This window comes from Paraburkholderia sp. NPDC080076, assembly GCF_050281145.1.
Lineage (GTDB): Bacteria > Pseudomonadota > Gammaproteobacteria > Burkholderiales > Burkholderiaceae > Paraburkholderia.
In genome coordinates, this window is record NZ_JBNNWQ010000016.1 from 46,978 (window position 1) to 63,996 (window position 17,019).

The following is a 17,019-nucleotide window of genomic DNA, read 5'->3' on the forward strand; positions in this document are numbered from 1 at the left end:
GCGTCAGCGGCGCATCAAGCTGTGAAAAAACAAAGCCGGGCACCTGAGAGGGTGACTCGGCTTTTTAGTTTCAGCACGCGGCCGCGGTACTCACGTGACTTACTGAAACGCGTCTCGAAAGTCATGGCGGAAATGACCCGGCGACATCTCAACCAGTTCAACCACCTCTCCGCGCTGGCGAAGGCTGTTCAGGGGGCTCGCGGAAATCGACGCTCTCGCGTTGTTCGCTCGTTAAAACCGGCACCTTGTGAGTTCTCGATGGCGACGCATGCGCCACCGTTTTGTCCCTCGCGAGAGGGCAGACCGTCACGTGAATGAATCCAAGGAAACGTGAAGGATTACTCGCGCTTTCTTCCGAGCGACGGATCCGTATCCGATCGCCTACATTTGGTAGTCTTCGAACTCCCATGCAGCGAACCGGGCGATCTTTACTGCGATGCTTCGCCAGTCGGGCCCGGCGCATTGTTGCACCATGCGCTGAAGTTGACCGGTAATCACCGCAAGATCATAGTCAATCACGATCAACGAATGACGGCCCCAACGTGTACCTGCTTCTCGCTTGAGTTCCTCGGAAAGCCATTGCGGCGTACAAACTAAAAGTTCGAAATTGTCAGTACCCGGTTGACCAACCGCACCTATTGAAAGACGGATCCAGGTTCCGAAATTGTCTGGCTCGGCAGGTTGATAGCGTACCAAGTCATCTTCCACTTCGAGAGAATAGAGTTTTCTAATTTCTGCGTTCATGGTGCTATGTTCAAGTGTCCATTCGCGTAGGGACGACCGGTTGGCGACATTTTCGATTCAAAGTTCGCTTGAACACCTGTCGTTGCATACGGACTGTTAGGTTTTGAAGAAGGATAGCGGTAGACGCGCAAGCCGTCGGCGCTGACCAAGCCAGAACCATCGCTTGTCTCGCGGGCCCCCGGTCCAACCCAAGCTTCACCAAGTGCCTGCGCATCTTGTTACGCCTGCGAAGGCGTAAGCACTTTTAAGGAGAATGAAATATTTTGGAATCCGACAATTCCAAAAAATCTGATTGTTTTGACGTTGGGGTGGGGCAATCGCATGAAGGTGAAGCGGAGCAGGCTTGCGCGATATAGATTGTTGGCGCAGGCCTTGAGGCGATGCATCCTCAGTCTCGCCTTGGTGTCGACATTGCGCTTGAGCGTATGCTAATGCGGCACGCGTTGGCACGCAGGTTCCCGATGCAATGCCGATGGAGCGTCGATTCGACTCTGCGGATTTCGCGCATTTCGTCGATCATGACAACCGAGCGCGCTGAGCATCAAGCAATTGTGGAATCGCGGTGATCTCGTTGCTTTTGTCCGCCGCGCATACCTGCCCCGCGCCATTCCCAAGTCACCGCCGTAGGCCAACACCTTTGGCGAAGAGCCCTTTGATCGCACGATGCGAGCCACGCACTGTCATGCCGTCACGGCTACAATTTGATCGGCCAGCGCTGGGCTCGGATGTGTACTACAAAAACAGGTTTCAAAACTGTCGCGCAACGAGCGCGGCAAAAGCGCTTGCCACCCAGCTACCGGTACCCGGCAGGATTGCAAGCACTGCAACCACCAGCATTTCCGTCAGATCATGTTCCGTTGCCATACCGCGCCAACGTCAGCCCGTCGAGATCGATCTCCGGCTTGCGGTGCGTGATCAGATCCGCGACCACGCGCCCTGAACCCATCGACATCGCCCAGCCCGTCGAGCCGTGCCCGAGGTTCAACCACAGTTTCTCCACGCCGGATGGACCGAGCAGCGGCGCGCCATCGGGTGTCATCGGACGGCGGCCTACCCAGAAATGTGCGGACGTGGGATTGGCCGCGTGCGGGAACCAGTCGCTGAGCACTTTCATCAGCGTTTGCAGCGCCTGTTCGCGCAAGGTGGTCTGCCGATTACCGAGTTCCGCGGTGCCGGCCACCCGAAGATTGTTGCCGAAGCGCGTGATCGCCGTTTTCAGCGATTCGTCCATCAGCGCGCCGCGCGGGGCTTTTTCTTCATCGGTGACGGGCAGCGTCGCCGAGTAGCCTTTCACCGGATAAAGCGGCACCTTCACGCCGAGCCGCGCAAGCAGCGCCGCACTGTCGACGCCCAGCGCCACCACCACGGCATCCGCGTACAGCATCTCCGCGCCGCGTTCGCTCTCGATACGCACCGCGCGCACCGCACCGCCTTGCACATCGAGCGACGTAACGCGCGTGTCGAAACGGAAGCGCACGTCGCTGCGTTCACAGATGGCGCGCAACTCGCGCGTGAAGCGGGCGCAATCGCCGGCTTCGTCCTCGGGTAGATAGAGGCCCGACAGCGGCGCCTGACGTGCCCAGCTCAAACCCGGCTCGATCTCGACACATTGCGCCGCGCTGACTTCCCGATGCGCGATACCCGCGTCACGCAATACGGCGAGCGCAGGCTGCGCGAGTTCGACGTCGTACTCGCTGCGGAACAACTGCAGATAGCCCTGGCTGCGGCCGTAGTCGAAGGGATAGCAGGCGCGGAATTCGTGCAGGCAGTCGCGGCTGTAGTAAGCAATGCGCTGCATGCGCTGCTTGTTGACGCGAAACCGTTCGAGGTCGCATTCGCGCAGCCAGCGCGCGATCCAGCGCCATTGAGCCGGATCGAAGGTCGGACGGAAGATCAGCGGCGAGGCCGGTTTGAACAGGTATTTGAGAATCTTCGTCGGCATGCCGGGCGCGGCCCAAGGCGTCACATAGCCCGGCGCGATCACGCCGGCGTTGCCGAAACTGGTGGAGAGCGCGACGTCCGGCTCGCGCTCGATCACGGTGACTTCGCAGCCCTGCTGGCGCAGGTAAAAAGCCGTGGCGACGCCGATGACGCCGCCGCCCAGAACAATCGTTTTCATGTGTGTGTACTGCGGATTCAGGCGGCGGGGCGGGTCGCGCCGAGTACCTTGCCCTTGGTTTCAGGCAGACACAACGCGGCGACGATCACGAGCAGATAGCCCGAGCCGGCCACGATGCCCATCGCCTTCACCAGCGTCATGGTTTGCGACAGTGTACCGACCAGAATCGGAAAGAACGAGCCGAGTCCGCGCCCGAGGTTGTAGCAGAACCCTTGTCCCGAACCGCGTATCGCGTTCGGATAAAGCTCCGACAGGTAAGCGCCCACGCCCGCGAAAATCCCTTGCACCACGATGCCGAGCGGAAAGCCGAGCGCGAGCATCATGCCGTCGGTGATCGGCAGCATGGTGTAGAACATGCCGAGTACGAAAGAGCCGATCGCAAACAGCACGAACGACGCGCGCCGGCCGATCTTGTCGCACAGTATCGCGCCGACGATATACCCGGTGAACGAACCGACGATCAGCACGATCAGATAGCCACTGGTGTTGAACACCGACAGATGGCGCACGGTTTTCAGATAGGTCGGCAGCCAGGTCGTGATCGCGTAATAGCCGCCGAGCATGCCAGTGCACAGCGCACTGCCGAGCAAAGTGGTTTTGAGGTGATCGCCCGAGAAGATTTGCAGGAAATGCGAGGTGTCGAAACCGCTCTCACGAGCGCGGCGCGTTTCGAGAAAAATATCCGGATCGCTCACGTTGCGGCGAATGTAGATGATCCACGCGGCGGGCAGCAGGCCGATCCAGAAGCAGGCGCGCCATGCGTATTGCTCCGGCAGCAGCGCGAAGAACGCCCAGTAAATGATGGCCGCAGCCGCCCAGCCGAACGACCAGCTGCTCTGCACGGTGCCCACGGCTTTCGCGCGATGCTGAGGCGAGCGAATGGTCTCGGCCATCATGATCGTCACGACCGACCATTCACCGCCGAAGCCGATGCCTTGCAACGTGCGCGTGGTGAGCAACTGCCAGAACGAATGCGTGAAGCCGGACAGAAAGGTGAAGAGCGCGAAGGTGGCGATGGTCCACTGCAGCACCCGGATACGGCCGTAGCGGTCAGCGAGAATGCCGGCAAGCCAGCCGCCCACCGCCGACGAGATCAGCGAACTGGTGGCGATCATGCCGGCTTCGCTTTTGGTCATGCCCCATGTCGCGATCAGCGTCGGAATGAGGAAGGAGTAAATCATGAAGTCGAAGGCGTCGACCGCATAACCGCCGAAGCCGGCGTACAGAGTGCGGCGTTCTCGTTGTGTCAGTTCGGTGAACCATTGGAGAGAAGGCATGTTTTGTTGTGGTCTCCAGGGCTTGTTGGCCTGCCGTTGGCGTGAATGTGGGGTGTTTGTATTCTACGGGGATGGGGCGTCGTGGGGCCAGTCGTGGTCAAAAATGGCAGAGAACGGTAAGAAACCGATAACAGATGAAATGCCGGAGAAATCAGGCCGAGGAAAGGCCAGACCCACAGCCAGGCTGGCGATCGCGCTGTTCGGGCGATACGCGCGAAGATCTTTTTCCTTACCAACTACTACCGTGTAACCCAAACATTATTTGCCGTGGTTAAACTGCGCTCGCAGCGCCGATGCTGCGACTAATCCACTCACGCCCGCGACAGCCACGCCGAATGCCCGCTACCGCAAAAACCTGCTCGCCATCCCGTCGCTCCGCGAGCACGTTCCCGCGGGCAAGCCAGATCTCAGACGAGGCGCCGCTGGCCTCGCGCCGCACTTTTCTGAAGCGCTCAGCCAGTGTGCTGCTGGTTTCCGGCATGGGCAGTTCGCTGCTGTCCGCGTGCGGCGGCGGCAACCTCGACGCCGATCAGCCGGCCACGCCGCGCCTTGCGTCGGTCGACAATTTCCGCGATCTGGCGGGAGCGGCCGCGGGTTATCCGACCGTCGACGGCAAGCAGATGCGCCGAGGCGCGTTCTATCGCGCGAACGCATTGACGCTCAACGCCACCGATCAGGCCACGATAGACCGGCTCGGCATTGCCTCGGTCTACGATTTGCGCACGCCCGGTGAAATCGCGCGTACCGCCGATGTCTTGCCGGGTGGCGCGACTAGCCAGACGCTCAACGTGCTCGGCATCACGGACTTCGTGGCGCAGCCCTTCGATACGGCGGGTGCCGCCGTCGCGTTCATGGAGGCGCAGGCGCGCGGCTACGTCACCGGCGCCGCGCAGCGCGCCGCTTACGGTGCGCTGCTGACGAGGCTCGCCGACGGGCCCGGCGCGCAACTCTTTCACTCCAACGCGGGCAAGGACCGCGCTGGCTGGGTCGCGGCGCTTCTGCTCAGCATTGCGAACGTTCCGCTCGACGTCATCATGCAGGACTATCTGCTGAGCAACGTCTATCTGGTGCCGTCGATCAAGGCGCAAACCGACAGGTTGCGCGCGCAGGACGGCGACGCCGTCGCGTCGGCCGAAGCGCCTTTGATGAATGTTCAGGAAAATTATCTGCAGGCCGGGTTCGACCAGGTGCAGGCAAGCTACGGCACGATGGTGAGCTATCTGACGCAAGGCCTCGGCGTCGCGCAGACGACCATCGACACTTTGCACAGCCGCTTGGTGGTCTGAGACGTCTACGCCGCGCGCTCGAAGCAGGCAAAAAAAGTCCGCCCCAAGTGACTGGGCGGACAGAGAAGGGCGGCATCGAGGTTGCCGGGGGCGACTATAAAGCCGCCGCGCCTGTGATGGTTCATGCAGTAAGGGCGCGTAAGCGCCCGCCCAACTCTCTCTCACGTCAACGCCGGCACCACCGGCAATTCGATCCGCACTTCCAGGCCGCCTTGCGCGTGATTGCGCACGTGACACCGTCCGCCGCGATCGTGCGCGAGCCGCGCGACGATCGCGAGGCCGAGGCCGCAATGGCCTTCGCCGCCACGCGCGGCGTCGAGCCGGACGAACGGCTTCATCGCGGCGGCGATGCGGTCGTCGGGGATGCCGGGACCGTGGTCGCGCACGCTGATCACCCAATGGCCGTCAGTGCGGGCGGTGACGATATCCACCGGCGGCGCACCGTGTTCGAGCGCGTTATCGACGAGGTTCGTGACCAGCCGGTCCAGCAACGTGCGCGGCAGCTTGAACGCCGAACCGGCGCGCAGATCGAGCGTGAAGAGGGGCGTTTCGCTGCTGTCGCTGGCGGAGAACTGTTCCTGCAAAAAGTCGTCGACTTCGACCGGCGGCCCGGTGTCGGCGGACTGGCCCGCGAATTCGAGAAACTGCTGGACGATATTGGTGAGCGAGTCGACATCGCGAATCAGACCGGCGCGTTCGCTTTCGGCGACCAGCACGCTCGCGCGCAACTTCAGGCGGGTGAGCGGCGCCTTCAGGTCGTGCGCGACGCCGGCCAGCATCACGGCCTGGTCGTCGCCCGCTTCGTTCAGGCGCCGCATCATGTCGTTGAACGAACCGATCAGATCGCGCAATTCGCGTGGGCCTTGCACCGTCACGGGTTCCGGACGGCCGCCCGAGCCGAATGCGCGCGCGGCGTCGGCGACGCGCGAGAGCGGCCGCTGCATCTGCCAGACCGCGAACAGCGAGAGGATCAGCGCGGCGAGCAGCATCGAGATCGCCTCGATCAGGAAGCGCGGGCGCGGCGGCACGTCGACCGGCACCACGACCCAGTTCGACTTGCCGGGAAACAGCACCCATAACTGCGGCGGGCGCAGGTCGTCGACGGCGATCTGCGTGCCGGGCGGCAGGTTCTCGCGCAGATGCCGGCTCAGCTCTTCCAGCGGACGCTGGGTCGGCTGGTGCAGATGCACGCTCGCCGGCATGTTCCAGGTGGGCACGAGATGCACGCGCATGGCGGGCGCGAGCGCGGCGCCTTTCATCGGCTCGCCGTTGATGGCCTGCAGCACCAGCAGGATGCCGCGCGCGAAGCCGTCGATTTCATGGCGCGGCGGCTGCATCACCACCAGCACGAACCAGCCGGCCTGAATTGCGAACAACACCGCCGCCGAGAGTAACGCCATTCTGCCGAACAGCGTGTTCAGCGGGTTTTTCATGCGCTTGCGGCGGCCTCGTCGGCGAAGGGCGTGCCGTCGGCGTCGGGCACGAAGACGTAGCCTTTGCCGCGCACCGTCTGCACGTAGCAGGGATTCGACGGGTCGTCTTCGATCACGCGGCGCAGGCGCCAGATCGGCACGTCGAGGCTGCGGTCGCGGAAGGCGAGATTGTCGCGATGCACGAGATCGTGAATCAGCACGCGCGACAGCACCTTGTACGGATTGTTGACGAAGATCTTCAGGAGCGCGAACTCACTGTCGCGCAGCGCCAGCTTCGAGTTGTCGCGGCACAGCGAACGCGTGGCGAAGTCGAGTTCGAACGGGCCGAATCGGTACGGCTTGCGGGCTTCCGGCGCGCTTGTGGTGGACGGCCCGCGCCGGCGCAGCACCGTGTGGATGCGGGCCAGCAATTCGCGCGGATCGAACGGCTTGGTCAGGTAGTCGTCCGCGCCCAGCGAAAGCCCGACGATGCGGTCGGCCACCGTGCCGCGCGCCGTCACGAAGATCACCGGAATGTCGTCGCCGGCGGCGCGCAGCGCGGTGAGCGCGCGCAAGCCGTCGGTGTTCGGCATCATGATGTCGAGCACGACGACGGACGGCCGTTCGCGTTCGAGCCGGCGTTGGAGATGCGTGCCGTCGTGGAGCACGGACGCGTCGAAGCCGTTCGATTGCAGAAACTTGCAAAGTAGATCGCGTACGACCGGATCGTCGTCGACGATGAGGACCTGTGGATTCATGGCGAAATTTTAGACTGGCGCGCGTGACGCGCGGCCGACTGTTTTCTTACCAATGCTTACGGCATGCCGCGCCGCTTCGGGGGGCTCGCTTGTCAGGCCCGCCACGCAAGGCTCGCGGCATATTTCAGCGGCGCCAGATATTGCGAGGCGCGCAACGGCGCTGAATTCGTTTTGCATCGCCAACATCCCTCCGAAGAAAGAATTTGCGCGTATCTGGAACCGGTCGAAACAGGTCGCAACGGGTAGGAACAGGTCGTAAGAACCGGTGGAAAGCGCGCTTTCCTTCGTGCATCGGCACTGCGTGGTCGGCGAGATGATTCGTCGTGCAGTACGTTGCGCCGCATGCTGAAACAGCCTAACGCCTTGGGCCCACGGCAAGCGGCGTGAAATCGAAACCTAGCGCCACGCGAGGCTCACCATGACCGTTCCAAGCAATCTCACTTCAACGCGCTTTTCTTCTCTGGCGCCGATGCCGCCGGCCGAAAGGCCCACAGCCGCCAACAACCCGGGCGTCGCCGGGCAAGCCAGGGAGTCCGCCACCCAGCCGCAGACGTCGCTGCCCGCCGGGCTCGTCGGGCACCACGTCAATACGACAGCCTGACGTACCGAGGCCCATGTGTCGACCCCGAGAATTCTTCACCGCTTCATGCGTGTCGTTGCGTGGTTGACGCTCGGCGCGGCGCTGCTGCCCCTGGGTGGCTGCGCCGTTGCCGCGCTGCCGTGCCGGCTGACTTCGGCCACGCTGAAAATCATCCCGGTCGTCGGCCATGCCGCGGCCTCGCCGTTCGACATGTGCTCATCCGCCATCGACTGAATCATGACACTCAAAAGGATTGTCTGGGCGCTGGCGTTGCTGGGCGGCGTGCTGTCGTCGAGCGCTGAAGCGCAACCGCCCGCGCGCGACGCGAGTGCGGCGAGCGCCGCGTCGAGAGAGCCTTCCGTCGATGCACGGCGGCGCCCGCAAGACGCGCCGTTCGCGTTTCGTGGCATCGCGCTCGGCATCACGCTCGACGAATTCCGCGCGGGCTCGAGCGTGCGGGCGACGCCGCTCGGCAGCGTGCCGGTCTGCGAGACGGACGTGCAGGCGGGCGCGCTCGGCATGCGGCTCAAGTCGCACGACAGTCTGACGGTGGCATGCCGCTGGGCGCATCGCGCGGACAACGGCTGGGCGGTGTCGCAGGCGGTGGTCGACGGCGCACCTGCGTTAGAGCACGTGCTGCGCTTCGCGCGCGTGGACGGGCAAAGCGCGCTGCATCTGTACGAGATTTCTTTCGTGATCGACGAGATCACCGCCGAGGACTTGCGCGACGCGCTCGGGGACCGCTACGGGCCGCCGCGTCTCGCGACGCAGAACGTGTCGGCGTCCGGCGCGATGCCTACCTATGTCTGGGAAAACGCCGTGAGTTCAATCACGTTGTGCTTTCTGCCGGGCACGCGCAACGGCACGCTCACTTATCTGCTGAAGGGCTCGGACGCGTGGGTGAAGTCGGTCGTGCGGCAATGGCAGGCGAGCGGCGCGGAGGCGGGTTGATGCGCGGCACGAGTGTGGCCAATGAGTGGGCCAATGAGTGGGCCAATGAGTATGGCCACCAGGCCCGTTTCGAACAAGGAGCATGCATGACTGCGCTACGTCTGACTGTCGCGCTGGGCGCGGCGGCTTCCCTTGCGGCTTGCGCGAGCCACCAGCAAAACTCGATCGTCGATACGCCGATGGCGCCGCCGCTCGCCTCGGCGCCGCTGAACGTCAACACGCAAGGCGCGATCTATCAGGCGGGCACGCCGTTGCTGCTGTACGAAACGCCGCGCGCCCAGCATATCGGCGACGTGCTGACGATCCGTCTCGCGGAATCGTATAGCGGCAACAACAGCGCGACCGCGGCGGCGAGCCGTTCGAGCAGCATTACCGCCGACGCCGCCGACCAGTCCACCAACGCCGCCGCGCGGCTCGCGCGCCTGTTCAACATCGGCTCGGCGAGCACTGAATACAAAGGGCAGGGCAATATCACCGACATCAGCGGCATGAGCGGCACGCTCGCCGTCACTGTGATCGGCACGATGTCGACCGGTAATCTCGTGGTGTCGGGCGAGAAGGTGATTGCGATGAGCGGCAACCGCGACCGGCTGCGCCTGTCGGGCATCGTCAATCCTAAGGATATCGAAGCGGGCAACTACGTGGCGTCGAGCAAGGTTGCGAACGCGCGCATCGAACAGGCGGGCGTGGGCATGGTGTCCGACTCCACGACGATGGGTTGGCTGCAGCGAATGTTCATGAGCGTGCTGACGTTCTGAGCCGGCGACGACGCGTTGGATACCTGAAACGCAAGAGATGCATGAAGTGAGATGTTCGTCGCACTTCATGCACGCGTCAGGCGCTGCGTTCGGCCGCGCCGATTTCACCGTCCGGCACGAATACGTAGCCGCGTCCCCACACGGTTTGCACATAGCGCGGCTCGGACGGGTCCACTTCGATCAGCCGGCGCAAACGCCAGATCGAGACGTCCAGGCTGCGGTTGCGATGCAGCTCGCTATTGCCGTGCAGTTTCTCCAGCAACTGCGCGCGCGTGAGCACGGTCATCGCGTGGCTGACGAATACCTTCAGCATGGCGAATTCGCTCGAACGCAGCGTGATGCGCTCGCCATCGCGGCGTAATTCGCGCGCCGGGAAATTCACTTCAAAACGGCCGAAGCGGTACGGCGCGCGCTGCTCCGGCGCGCTCGGCGCAATACTGCCGCGACGGCGCAGCACGGTGCGAATCCGCGCGACCAGTTCGCTCGGTTCGAATGGCTTGCCGAGATAGTCGTCCGCGCCGAGTTCGAGGCCGATCACGCGATCGATCGGATCGGAGCGCGCGGTCAGCAGAATCACGGGAATGTCGTCGCCGGCCACCCGCAAGGCGCGCAGCGCGCTGATGCCGTCGAGCTCCGGCATCATGATGTCGAGCACGATCAAGGCGGGACGCTCGTCCTGCAAGCGACGCTGCAGCGCCATGCCGTGCTCGAGCGTGTCAACTTTGAAGCCGCGCCCTTGCAGATAGCCGCTGACGAGCTCACGTACGACGGGGTCGTCGTCGACGACCAGAATGGATTGGTTCATTCAGGTCATCTTAGAGAACGGTGCGGGCGGAGCAAAGCGCGTAACGCTTTCGAATCCTTTCCCGTGTAAGAGAAAGCAAGAGCCCGCGTGCCTAGTTCGCCTGGGAGGTCTGAATGGTCTGCAGCGGCTGCCGCGCGAAGTCGGTTCGATCGACCACCATTCGCTCGATCAGGCCGTTGAGCTTGGTTGACGCCGAAGAGAAGCGATCGGTGTTCAGGCCGCCGGTCTGATAACGGGCCGTGACGAGAATGCGGCCGTTCTGAATCAGCGTCAGGTCGATGATCGACAGATACTGGATCGTTTCGTCGCTGAACGAGCGGCGGCCGTAATCGATCGCGGCGTTGTAAACGAGGCGCGCCTCGCAGCCGGCGGGCGAGGTGCCCGGATTGTAGACGTCCGAACGAATCCCGCGCCGGTCGAGCGCGAGTTGCAGCGCCGGCACGAAATCGCCGACCGACACGTTCTGATTCACTTCGATGCAGACGTTACTCACCTCGGCCGGCCGGCCGTTGACGAAGGTCGGCGACGAATAGTTCGCGGCGATCGCGTAGCCCGCCTGAATCACGGAGCCGGTGGCATCGGCGGCCTGGATCAGCGTCCAGGCGCAGCCGTTCAGACCGACCGCCAGTGTGGCGGAAACGGCGAGCCACGCGCAGGGACGCCGCAACGTGACCCACGCGGCGCGCGAGGCTCGCGTGAAAGCATAAGCGCGCATGCTCGGCATGAAGGTCATGAGGCGATGCCTGGTGGCGGTCAGTGGATGCGGTGAATCGCGGCGAATCACCGCGGATAGCTGCGCGCTGGATCGAGCGTCAGCGCGTGACGCGCAGGCGCAGTTCGTTTTGACCTTGCACGCTTGCCGTGACGCTGATGCGCCGCTCGGCGGTGGTGACGATGAAATGCTGGCGCGTCGGTGTGTTGACGTCGTGCACGACGTTCGGGAAGCAGGCAGCGATATCGGCGCCGAACTCTTCAAGCGGATCGGTGACGACGCCGTCGGCTTGCCAGTGCGCGCGCCAGTGGCAATCGTAGGCGTGCGTGTTGGCGCGGCAGTCGTCGGCGCTCGACGTGCCCGGCAGTTGTGCGGCGGCTTGAGTCGGCAACTGCCGGAAATCGGCGGCGTCGACGATGTGCTTGAGCGCGGGGCAAACGTCGGCCGGCTCGTTGGCCGGATTTGCCTGAGTCGCCTGGGCTGCGTGCGCGGCGCTCGTGACGAGCAGCGCGGCGCCGAGAGCCAGCGCGAGACGCTGGGTCAAAGGATGGGAACTGCGATCGAATGACATGGGCGGAGAATCCAGTAGCGATGAATGACGTGGGGCAGGACGTGGTATGGCCCGCACGACTATCGTCGCCGCTGGGGGGCATTTCCAAAGCGCGGAACAGCTTGCCCGCTTCGCAAATGCTTTCGAACTCTTCTCGCGTGTTTCGGGATGTTGCGGGGTATTGCCTGGGATCGAGAAGGGATGCGGCGGTGGCCGCTGCGATCTGGCGTGGCTGGGTGATGCGGTCAGGCGGTGCGGCGTGAGCGAGCGTTGCGGCTGAGTGGCCGCGCCTGTGGCTCGTACGGTCGGCGTGGCGCAGTTCGCCAGTCACTCAACCAAGCGTGAGACCACCGTCTACATGAATCACCTGGCCGGTGATATGACGCGCTTCGTCAGAGAGCAGGAACGCGATCAACGCGGCGACATCCGCCGGTTCGGCGACATGCCCGAGCGGCGTCGCTTCAGCAGCCCGAGTCCACACCGATGCATTATCGGCACTCGGCCCGCGATCTTTACGGGTGTAGCCGGGCGCCACGCAATTGACCGTCACGCCGTGCGGTGCCAGTTGGGCGGCTGCGGTTTTCGCCAGCGACTCGAGCGCTGCTTTGGCGGCGGCCGTCGCGGCAAACGGCGCGTCCGCGCGATAGCGGTGCGCAACGAACGAACTGAGCGCGATCACGCGGCCGCGCTTCGAGGTTTCCAGTGCGGGTGTCGCGCGTTTGACGAGCGCCGCGAAGGCGGCGGGCATCGCCGCAAAGGCTGCGCCGAGCGCGTCGGGATCGAGCGCATTCAGCGTTTGGCGCTGGGCGTGCCCCGCGTTGGCGACGAGTTGATCGAGTCCGCCAAAGCTCGCCAGCGTTTGATGGACCACATGTTCCGCGGCCCCGCGTTCGGCGAGGTCGCCGAACACCGTCGCGCAGCGTGCGCCGTTCGCGCTGCAATCGGCGGCGACTTGCGCGAGCCGTTCACGCGCGTCGTGATCGGCGCCGCGTGCGTGCAACATCAAGGCCGAGCGTGGCGCGGCGATGCGCCGGGCCAACGCCGCGCCGATGCCGGAGCCCGCGCCGGTGATCAGCACGACGCGTTCGAATCCGGCGCTGCCGGTGTCGTTCAGGTCACTCACGCGGCTCATGGTGGTCATGCCGCGACCGCTTCGCCCGAGCGCTCGACTTCGAGCGTCTCATCATGGAACGCAGCCAGCGACTCGCGATGCGCAACGCTGACAATCGCCGCCTTCGGCAGCCGTTCCGTGAACAGGCGATACAGACGCGCTTCGTTTTCCGCGTCGAGCGCGCTGGTGGCTTCGTCGAGGAACAGATAGTCCGGCTTGTGCAGCAGCACGCGCGCGGCGGCGAGGCGCTGTTGCTCGCCCGGCGAGAGGATGCGGGTCCAGTGTCCCGATTCCTGCAGACGGTCCGCGTATTCCGACAGATGGCACACGATGAGCGCTTCGCGGCATTCGTCGTCCGTGTAGGTGTCGACGGCGGACGGATAGGCGAGCGCGGCTTTGAGCGTGCCGATCGGCATGTAGCTCACCTGCGGGATGAACATCATGCGCGCGTTGACCGGGGCGTCGATCGAGCCGTCGCCGAACGGCCACAAGCCGGCGAGGGCGCGCATCAGCGTGCTCTTGCCCGAGCCCGACGGGCCGCGCACCAGCCAGCGCGAGCCCGGCTGAATCGCGACATCGCGAATGCGCGACAGCGGGTTGCCGTTGGGCAGGGCGAGCTTGAGGCCGTCGGTGGAGAGCTTGTCCTCGTCGACGAAATGCAGATTGATGCCGCCATGCGCGGTAGCCGGCGAGACCGATTCCTTCAGACGCGGCGCGTGCACGACCCGCTTGAATTCACGCAACCGGTTCACCGTGGCGCGCCATTCGACCAACGTGCCGTAACTGTTGATGAACCACGAGAACGAATCGCTGACGGTGCCGAATGCGCTGGAGATCTGCATCAGCACGCCGAACGTGAAGGCGCCGGCGAAGTAGCGCGGCGCGGCGACCACCAGCGGGAAGATGATCGCGATCTGACCATAGAAGCTCAGCACGAACGTGAGCCGCTTGGTGTACTTCATCACCTGCCACCAGTTGTCGCGGATGCGGCCGAACAGCGAGTGCGCGTTCGTCTTCTCGGTGTCCATGCCGTTGTAGAAGGCGATCTGTTCGGCGTTTTCACGCAGACGGATCAGGCCGAAACGGAAATCGGCCTCGACTTTCTGCGCCTGGTAGTTGATCGGCACGAGCGGATGGCCGACCTTCTGGATGATCAGCGAACCGACCACGGCGTAAAGCGCCGCGGCCCACACCATGTAGCCGGGAATCTCGATCGGCATGCCGCCGAGCGAAATGGTCAGCGCGCCGGCGAGCGACCACAGGATCGTGATGAACGATACCAGCGTGACGACGGTGGACAGCAGGTCGAGCGTCAGCGAAAGGGTGCTGGTGGCGAATGACTGCAGGTCGTCGCTGATCCGCTGGTCGGGGTTGTCGGCGAGGCGATCGCGTTCGATCCGGTAGAACGCGCTGTCCTTCAGCCACTCGTTCAGATAGCGCGTGGTCAGCCACTGGCGCCAGCGGAAGCCGAGCATCTGGCGCAGGTAGCGGCCGTACACCGCAAGTATGATGAAACCGAACGCGAGCGCCGAGAACACCATCAGCAGATGCGGGAAGTCGTGCACGTTCTTGGTTTGCAGCGCGTTGTAGAAGTCGGCGCTCCAGCGGTTCAGGCGCACGTTGATCCACACCACGAGCAGATTCATCACGATGATCGCGATGAGCAGGCCCCATGCCGTTTTTCGTTCTTCGGAAACCCAGTAGGGTTTGATCAGGCTCCAGGCGGAGACTTTTTCGTCCGGCGGCAGCACGGGGGTGGCAGAGGTATTCGGTGTCATGAGCATCCTGAAGTAGTGCTGGCCCATTCGGGGCTGACCCATCGGGGCAGGCCCGTCTGCGGGCTGCCCTGCGGCGGGTTTGCGGTACATGCCCGGGCGTCGTGCTCGACGAACGCACGCCCGGGTGAGCGTCAGATTCTGGCGTGAAGCCCTTAAGCGAAAATTAATTTGCGCCGCGAGGCCCCGCGCCGGTGCCGCTGCGAACATGGCGGGACGGCGTGCCGCCCGCGCCGCGTTCGTGCGGCATCCTGTGCTGGCATTGTGCCAGAGCGCCGCCTTCGGCCGTATTGATAACGTGAAAGATGGTGCCGGATCAAATCGCGCGCGACGCGGCCAGCCGCTGGTTTGCGGGCGCCGCGCCTTTTATGGTCTAATGACCTTCGACGAAACAGGGGTGCTTCGCGCACAGGCGGCATGGTTTTCATGGCGCAGCGGCGAGGCTGAGAGACACCCTTTGCACCCGATCCGGGTAATACCGGCGCGGGAAGTTTCCGGAAGCAGCCAGTCTTCCATTCCCCGCCGGGCAGCGTCCGTCATTGGAACGCGCATTGCCCGGCCGGCCTCACCCGCCGGTTTCGTCCTGGGTACGTGCGTTTTTTTGCCGTACGGAAAGGACTCGATGACCGCCTATTCTTCAGATATGTGTTTTGCTCTTCGTCACGCCGCCGTCGGCGCGCCGTGCTTCAGCTTTGCTTGCCGTCCTGAAACGGAGTGTGCGCGATGACGCGTCCTGCACAACCCGATTTCGCGGTGCTCGGCGGCGGCCTGTGCGGGCGGCTGGTGGCGTGGCGTCTCGCCGGGCAGGGGCATCGCGTGGCGCTCTATGAGCGTGGCGACGCCGCTGGTACGCAGTCGGCCGCGTGGGTCGCCGCGGCCATGCTGGCGCCGCTCGCGGAAGCCGCCAGCGCCGAGTTGCTGATCACGCGCCTCGGCGCGAGTTCGCTCGAAACCTGGCCGCAAGTGTTGGCCGAACTTCCTGAGCCGGTGTTCTTTCAACGCAATGGCACGCTGGTCGTCTGGCATCACGCCGACCGTACCGAAGCACCGCTGTTCGAGCGCCGGGTGCGCTCGAATGCCCCGGCTGAGTTGCTGGACGGTGGCTTCGTCACGCTCGCGGGCGCGCAGCTCGGCGCCGCCGAGCCTGCTTTGGCGGGACGCTTCAATCAGGGCTGGCTGTTGCCGCGTGAAGGTCAACTGGATAACCGTCAGGTGCTGACCGCACTGGCCGCGGGCCTCGCGCAACGTGGTGTCGACACGCACTGGAATACGCCCGTCGACGATCGCGCGCTGCCGCCCGCACGCATCACGATCGACTGCCGCGGCCTCGGCGCGAAGCCCGTGCTGCCTACGTTGCGCGGCATTCGCGGCGAAGTGGCGCGCGTGCATGCGCCCGGTATCAAACTGACGCGGCCGGTGCGGCTGCTGCATCCACGCTACCCGCTCTACATCGCGCCGAAGCAGGACGACCTCTACGTGATCGGCGCGACCGAAGTGGAAGGCGAGGACATGTCGCCGGTCAGCGTGCGTTCCGCGCTCGAACTGCTGAGCGCGGCGTTTTCCGTGCATCCCGGCTTCGGCGAGGCACGCATTCTCGAACTGAATTCGCAGTGCCGCCCAACTTTGCCGGACCACCGTCCGGCCTTGCTGTGGGACGGCGCGCAGACACTGCGCGTGAACGGCCTGTACCGGCACGGCTACATGATCGTGCCCGAAGTCGCCGACGAAGCCGTGCGCTTCGCCGCGGCGCTGCTCGACGGCCGCATCGGCGACGCCGATGCCTTCGCCGACTGGCAACGCGATGCGCGCTGGAGCGAACTCTTTCAACTGGACTCCGCGCGGGAGCCGGCATGAGCGTTGCGCGAAAGGTCTTTACCCAATCGAGCGCTATACGCCACGCTGCTTTCGCCATCGACTGAAACGTATTCGAACACCATGGACATTCATATCAATCAGAAGCCGTTGTCGCTGCCCGAAGGCGCGACTGTCGCCGACGCGCTCACCGCGTTCGGCGCGCGTCCGCCGTTCGCGGTCGCGCTGAACGGCGACTTCGTGGCGCGCACCCAGCATGCGGCGCGCGTGCTGCGCACGGGCGACAAGCTCGATGTCGTGCAACCCGTGGCTGGCGGCTGAGCGCCCGCCACGCATTGCCGGAACGCCGATTGCCGGAGACAAACAGGA

Annotated in this window: 17 protein-coding genes and 1 riboswitch; of the genes, 7 read left to right on the forward strand and 10 right to left on the reverse strand. The window is 64.2% G+C overall.

Features of this window, described 5'->3' with window-relative positions:
• Positions 1–381: 381 nt before the first annotated feature.
• From ACQKRQ_RS38935 to ACQKRQ_RS38945, 3 genes are all read right to left on the reverse strand, one after another.
• Positions 382–744 carry an immunity 8 family protein gene (locus ACQKRQ_RS38935; protein WP_427483001.1) on the reverse strand — a complete coding sequence of 121 codons (363 nt, stop codon included), beginning with the start codon at positions 742–744 and terminating at the stop codon, positions 382–384.
• Positions 745–1,591: 847 nt separating this feature from the next.
• Complete coding sequence (locus ACQKRQ_RS38940; RefSeq protein WP_427483002.1) at positions 1,592–2,863, reverse strand: D-amino acid dehydrogenase; 1,272 nt, start codon at positions 2,861–2,863, stop codon at positions 1,592–1,594.
• A 17-nt stretch (positions 2,864–2,880) separates the two neighbouring features.
• Positions 2,881–4,140, reverse strand: a complete 1,260-nt coding sequence (locus ACQKRQ_RS38945; protein ID WP_427483004.1) for an MFS transporter — start codon at positions 4,138–4,140, stop codon at positions 2,881–2,883.
• Between the two features lie 335 nt (positions 4,141–4,475).
• Between ACQKRQ_RS38945 and ACQKRQ_RS38950 the strand changes: the two genes are divergently transcribed.
• Positions 4,476–5,426, forward strand: a complete 951-nt coding sequence (locus ACQKRQ_RS38950; RefSeq protein ID WP_408286926.1) for a tyrosine-protein phosphatase — start codon at positions 4,476–4,478, stop codon at positions 5,424–5,426.
• Between the two features lie 161 nt (positions 5,427–5,587).
• Here ACQKRQ_RS38950 and ACQKRQ_RS38955 read toward each other — a convergent pair whose 3' ends face one another.
• Both ACQKRQ_RS38955 and ACQKRQ_RS38960 read right to left on the reverse strand, forming a co-directional pair.
• Positions 5,588–6,859 (reverse strand): ATP-binding protein, encoded by a 1,272-nt coding sequence (locus tag ACQKRQ_RS38955; RefSeq protein ID WP_427483005.1) that lies wholly within the window; start codon positions 6,857–6,859, stop codon positions 5,588–5,590.
• Positions 6,856–7,596: a response regulator gene (locus tag ACQKRQ_RS38960; protein ID WP_132376725.1), complete on the reverse strand. Its 741-nt coding sequence runs from the start codon at positions 7,594–7,596 to the stop codon at positions 6,856–6,858. Before ACQKRQ_RS38960 ends, ACQKRQ_RS38955 begins: the two co-directional genes overlap by 4 nt.
• 418 nt (positions 7,597–8,014) lie before the next feature.
• Between ACQKRQ_RS38960 and ACQKRQ_RS38965 the strand changes: the two genes are divergently transcribed.
• From ACQKRQ_RS38965 to ACQKRQ_RS38980, 4 genes are all read left to right on the forward strand, one after another.
• Positions 8,015–8,197 (forward strand): hypothetical protein, encoded by a 183-nt coding sequence (locus ACQKRQ_RS38965; RefSeq protein WP_427483006.1) that lies wholly within the window; start codon positions 8,015–8,017, stop codon positions 8,195–8,197.
• A gap of 45 nt (positions 8,198–8,242) precedes the next feature.
• Positions 8,243–8,410, forward strand: a complete 168-nt coding sequence (locus tag ACQKRQ_RS38970) for a DUF6726 family protein (protein ID WP_308706150.1) — start codon at positions 8,243–8,245, stop codon at positions 8,408–8,410.
• A 3-nt stretch (positions 8,411–8,413) separates the two neighbouring features.
• Positions 8,414–9,127 carry a hypothetical protein gene (locus ACQKRQ_RS38975; RefSeq protein WP_427483008.1) on the forward strand — a complete coding sequence of 238 codons (714 nt, stop codon included), beginning with the start codon at positions 8,414–8,416 and terminating at the stop codon, positions 9,125–9,127.
• An 86-nt stretch (positions 9,128–9,213) separates the two neighbouring features.
• Complete coding sequence (locus ACQKRQ_RS38980; protein ID WP_427483009.1) at positions 9,214–9,885, forward strand: flagellar basal body L-ring protein FlgH; 672 nt, start codon at positions 9,214–9,216, stop codon at positions 9,883–9,885.
• 76 nt (positions 9,886–9,961) lie between these two features.
• On the opposite strand, the gene ACQKRQ_RS38985 is transcribed toward ACQKRQ_RS38980, so the two are convergent.
• The 5 genes from ACQKRQ_RS38985 to ACQKRQ_RS39005 form a co-directional block, all read right to left on the reverse strand.
• Positions 9,962–10,690: a response regulator gene (locus ACQKRQ_RS38985; protein ID WP_408179060.1), complete on the reverse strand. Its 729-nt coding sequence runs from the start codon at positions 10,688–10,690 to the stop codon at positions 9,962–9,964.
• Between the two features lie 91 nt (positions 10,691–10,781).
• On the reverse strand, positions 10,782–11,423 hold the full coding sequence (locus ACQKRQ_RS38990) for a hypothetical protein (protein WP_408179061.1): 642 nt from the start codon (positions 11,421–11,423) through the stop codon (positions 10,782–10,784).
• Between the two features lie 79 nt (positions 11,424–11,502).
• Complete coding sequence (locus ACQKRQ_RS38995) at positions 11,503–11,973, reverse strand: hypothetical protein (protein ID WP_427483011.1); 471 nt, start codon at positions 11,971–11,973, stop codon at positions 11,503–11,505.
• 310 nt (positions 11,974–12,283) lie between these two features.
• The gene (locus ACQKRQ_RS39000) at positions 12,284–13,093 is read right to left on the reverse strand and encodes an SDR family NAD(P)-dependent oxidoreductase (protein ID WP_427483013.1); all 810 of its coding nucleotides are present in this window, start codon (positions 13,091–13,093) and stop codon (positions 12,284–12,286) included.
• Positions 13,090–14,841: an ABC transporter ATP-binding protein/permease gene (locus ACQKRQ_RS39005; protein ID WP_132376733.1), complete on the reverse strand. Its 1,752-nt coding sequence runs from the start codon at positions 14,839–14,841 to the stop codon at positions 13,090–13,092. Before ACQKRQ_RS39005 ends, ACQKRQ_RS39000 begins: the two co-directional genes overlap by 4 nt.
• A 380-nt stretch (positions 14,842–15,221) precedes the next feature.
• Positions 15,222–15,345: riboswitch (TPP riboswitch) on the forward strand.
• A 216-nt stretch (positions 15,346–15,561) separates the two neighbouring features.
• Between ACQKRQ_RS39005 and ACQKRQ_RS39010 the strand changes: the two genes are divergently transcribed.
• Both ACQKRQ_RS39010 and thiS read left to right on the forward strand, forming a co-directional pair.
• Positions 15,562–16,692 carry an FAD-dependent oxidoreductase gene (locus tag ACQKRQ_RS39010; protein WP_408179065.1) on the forward strand — a complete coding sequence of 377 codons (1,131 nt, stop codon included), beginning with the start codon at positions 15,562–15,564 and terminating at the stop codon, positions 16,690–16,692.
• A gap of 81 nt (positions 16,693–16,773) precedes the next feature.
• Positions 16,774–16,971 carry a sulfur carrier protein ThiS gene (thiS, locus tag ACQKRQ_RS39015; RefSeq protein ID WP_427483016.1) on the forward strand — a complete coding sequence of 66 codons (198 nt, stop codon included), beginning with the start codon at positions 16,774–16,776 and terminating at the stop codon, positions 16,969–16,971.
• Positions 16,972–17,019 lie beyond the last annotated feature (48 nt).

Excerpts from the sequence above, each read along its gene's own strand:
- ACQKRQ_RS38935 (WP_427483001.1), bottom strand. The coding sequence starts at position 744 with ATGAACGCAGAAATTAGAAAACTCTATTCTCTCGAAGTGGAAGATGAC.
- ACQKRQ_RS38940 (WP_427483002.1), bottom strand. The coding sequence starts at position 2,863 with ATGAAAACGATTGTTCTGGGCGGCGGCGTCATCGGCGTCGCCACGGCT.
- ACQKRQ_RS38945 (WP_427483004.1), bottom strand. The coding sequence starts at position 4,140 with ATGCCTTCTCTCCAATGGTTCACCGAACTGACACAACGAGAACGCCGC.
- ACQKRQ_RS38950 (WP_408286926.1), top strand. The coding sequence starts at position 4,476 with ATGCCCGCTACCGCAAAAACCTGCTCGCCATCCCGTCGCTCCGCGAGC.
- ACQKRQ_RS38955 (WP_427483005.1), bottom strand. The coding sequence starts at position 6,859 with ATGAAAAACCCGCTGAACACGCTGTTCGGCAGAATGGCGTTACTCTCG.
- ACQKRQ_RS38960 (WP_132376725.1), bottom strand. The coding sequence starts at position 7,596 with ATGAATCCACAGGTCCTCATCGTCGACGACGATCCGGTCGTACGCGAT.
- ACQKRQ_RS38965 (WP_427483006.1), top strand. The coding sequence starts at position 8,015 with ATGACCGTTCCAAGCAATCTCACTTCAACGCGCTTTTCTTCTCTGGCG.
- ACQKRQ_RS38970 (WP_308706150.1), top strand. The coding sequence starts at position 8,243 with ATGCGTGTCGTTGCGTGGTTGACGCTCGGCGCGGCGCTGCTGCCCCTG.
- ACQKRQ_RS38975 (WP_427483008.1), top strand. The coding sequence starts at position 8,414 with ATGACACTCAAAAGGATTGTCTGGGCGCTGGCGTTGCTGGGCGGCGTG.
- ACQKRQ_RS38980 (WP_427483009.1), top strand. The coding sequence starts at position 9,214 with ATGACTGCGCTACGTCTGACTGTCGCGCTGGGCGCGGCGGCTTCCCTT.
- ACQKRQ_RS38985 (WP_408179060.1), bottom strand. The coding sequence starts at position 10,690 with ATGAACCAATCCATTCTGGTCGTCGACGACGACCCCGTCGTACGTGAG.
- ACQKRQ_RS38990 (WP_408179061.1), bottom strand. The coding sequence starts at position 11,423 with ATGACCTTCATGCCGAGCATGCGCGCTTATGCTTTCACGCGAGCCTCG.
- ACQKRQ_RS38995 (WP_427483011.1), bottom strand. The coding sequence starts at position 11,973 with ATGTCATTCGATCGCAGTTCCCATCCTTTGACCCAGCGTCTCGCGCTG.
- ACQKRQ_RS39000 (WP_427483013.1), bottom strand. The coding sequence starts at position 13,093 with ATGACCACCATGAGCCGCGTGAGTGACCTGAACGACACCGGCAGCGCC.
- ACQKRQ_RS39005 (WP_132376733.1), bottom strand. The coding sequence starts at position 14,841 with ATGACACCGAATACCTCTGCCACCCCCGTGCTGCCGCCGGACGAAAAA.
- ACQKRQ_RS39010 (WP_408179065.1), top strand. The coding sequence starts at position 15,562 with ATGACGCGTCCTGCACAACCCGATTTCGCGGTGCTCGGCGGCGGCCTG.
- thiS (WP_427483016.1), top strand. The coding sequence starts at position 16,774 with ATGGACATTCATATCAATCAGAAGCCGTTGTCGCTGCCCGAAGGCGCG.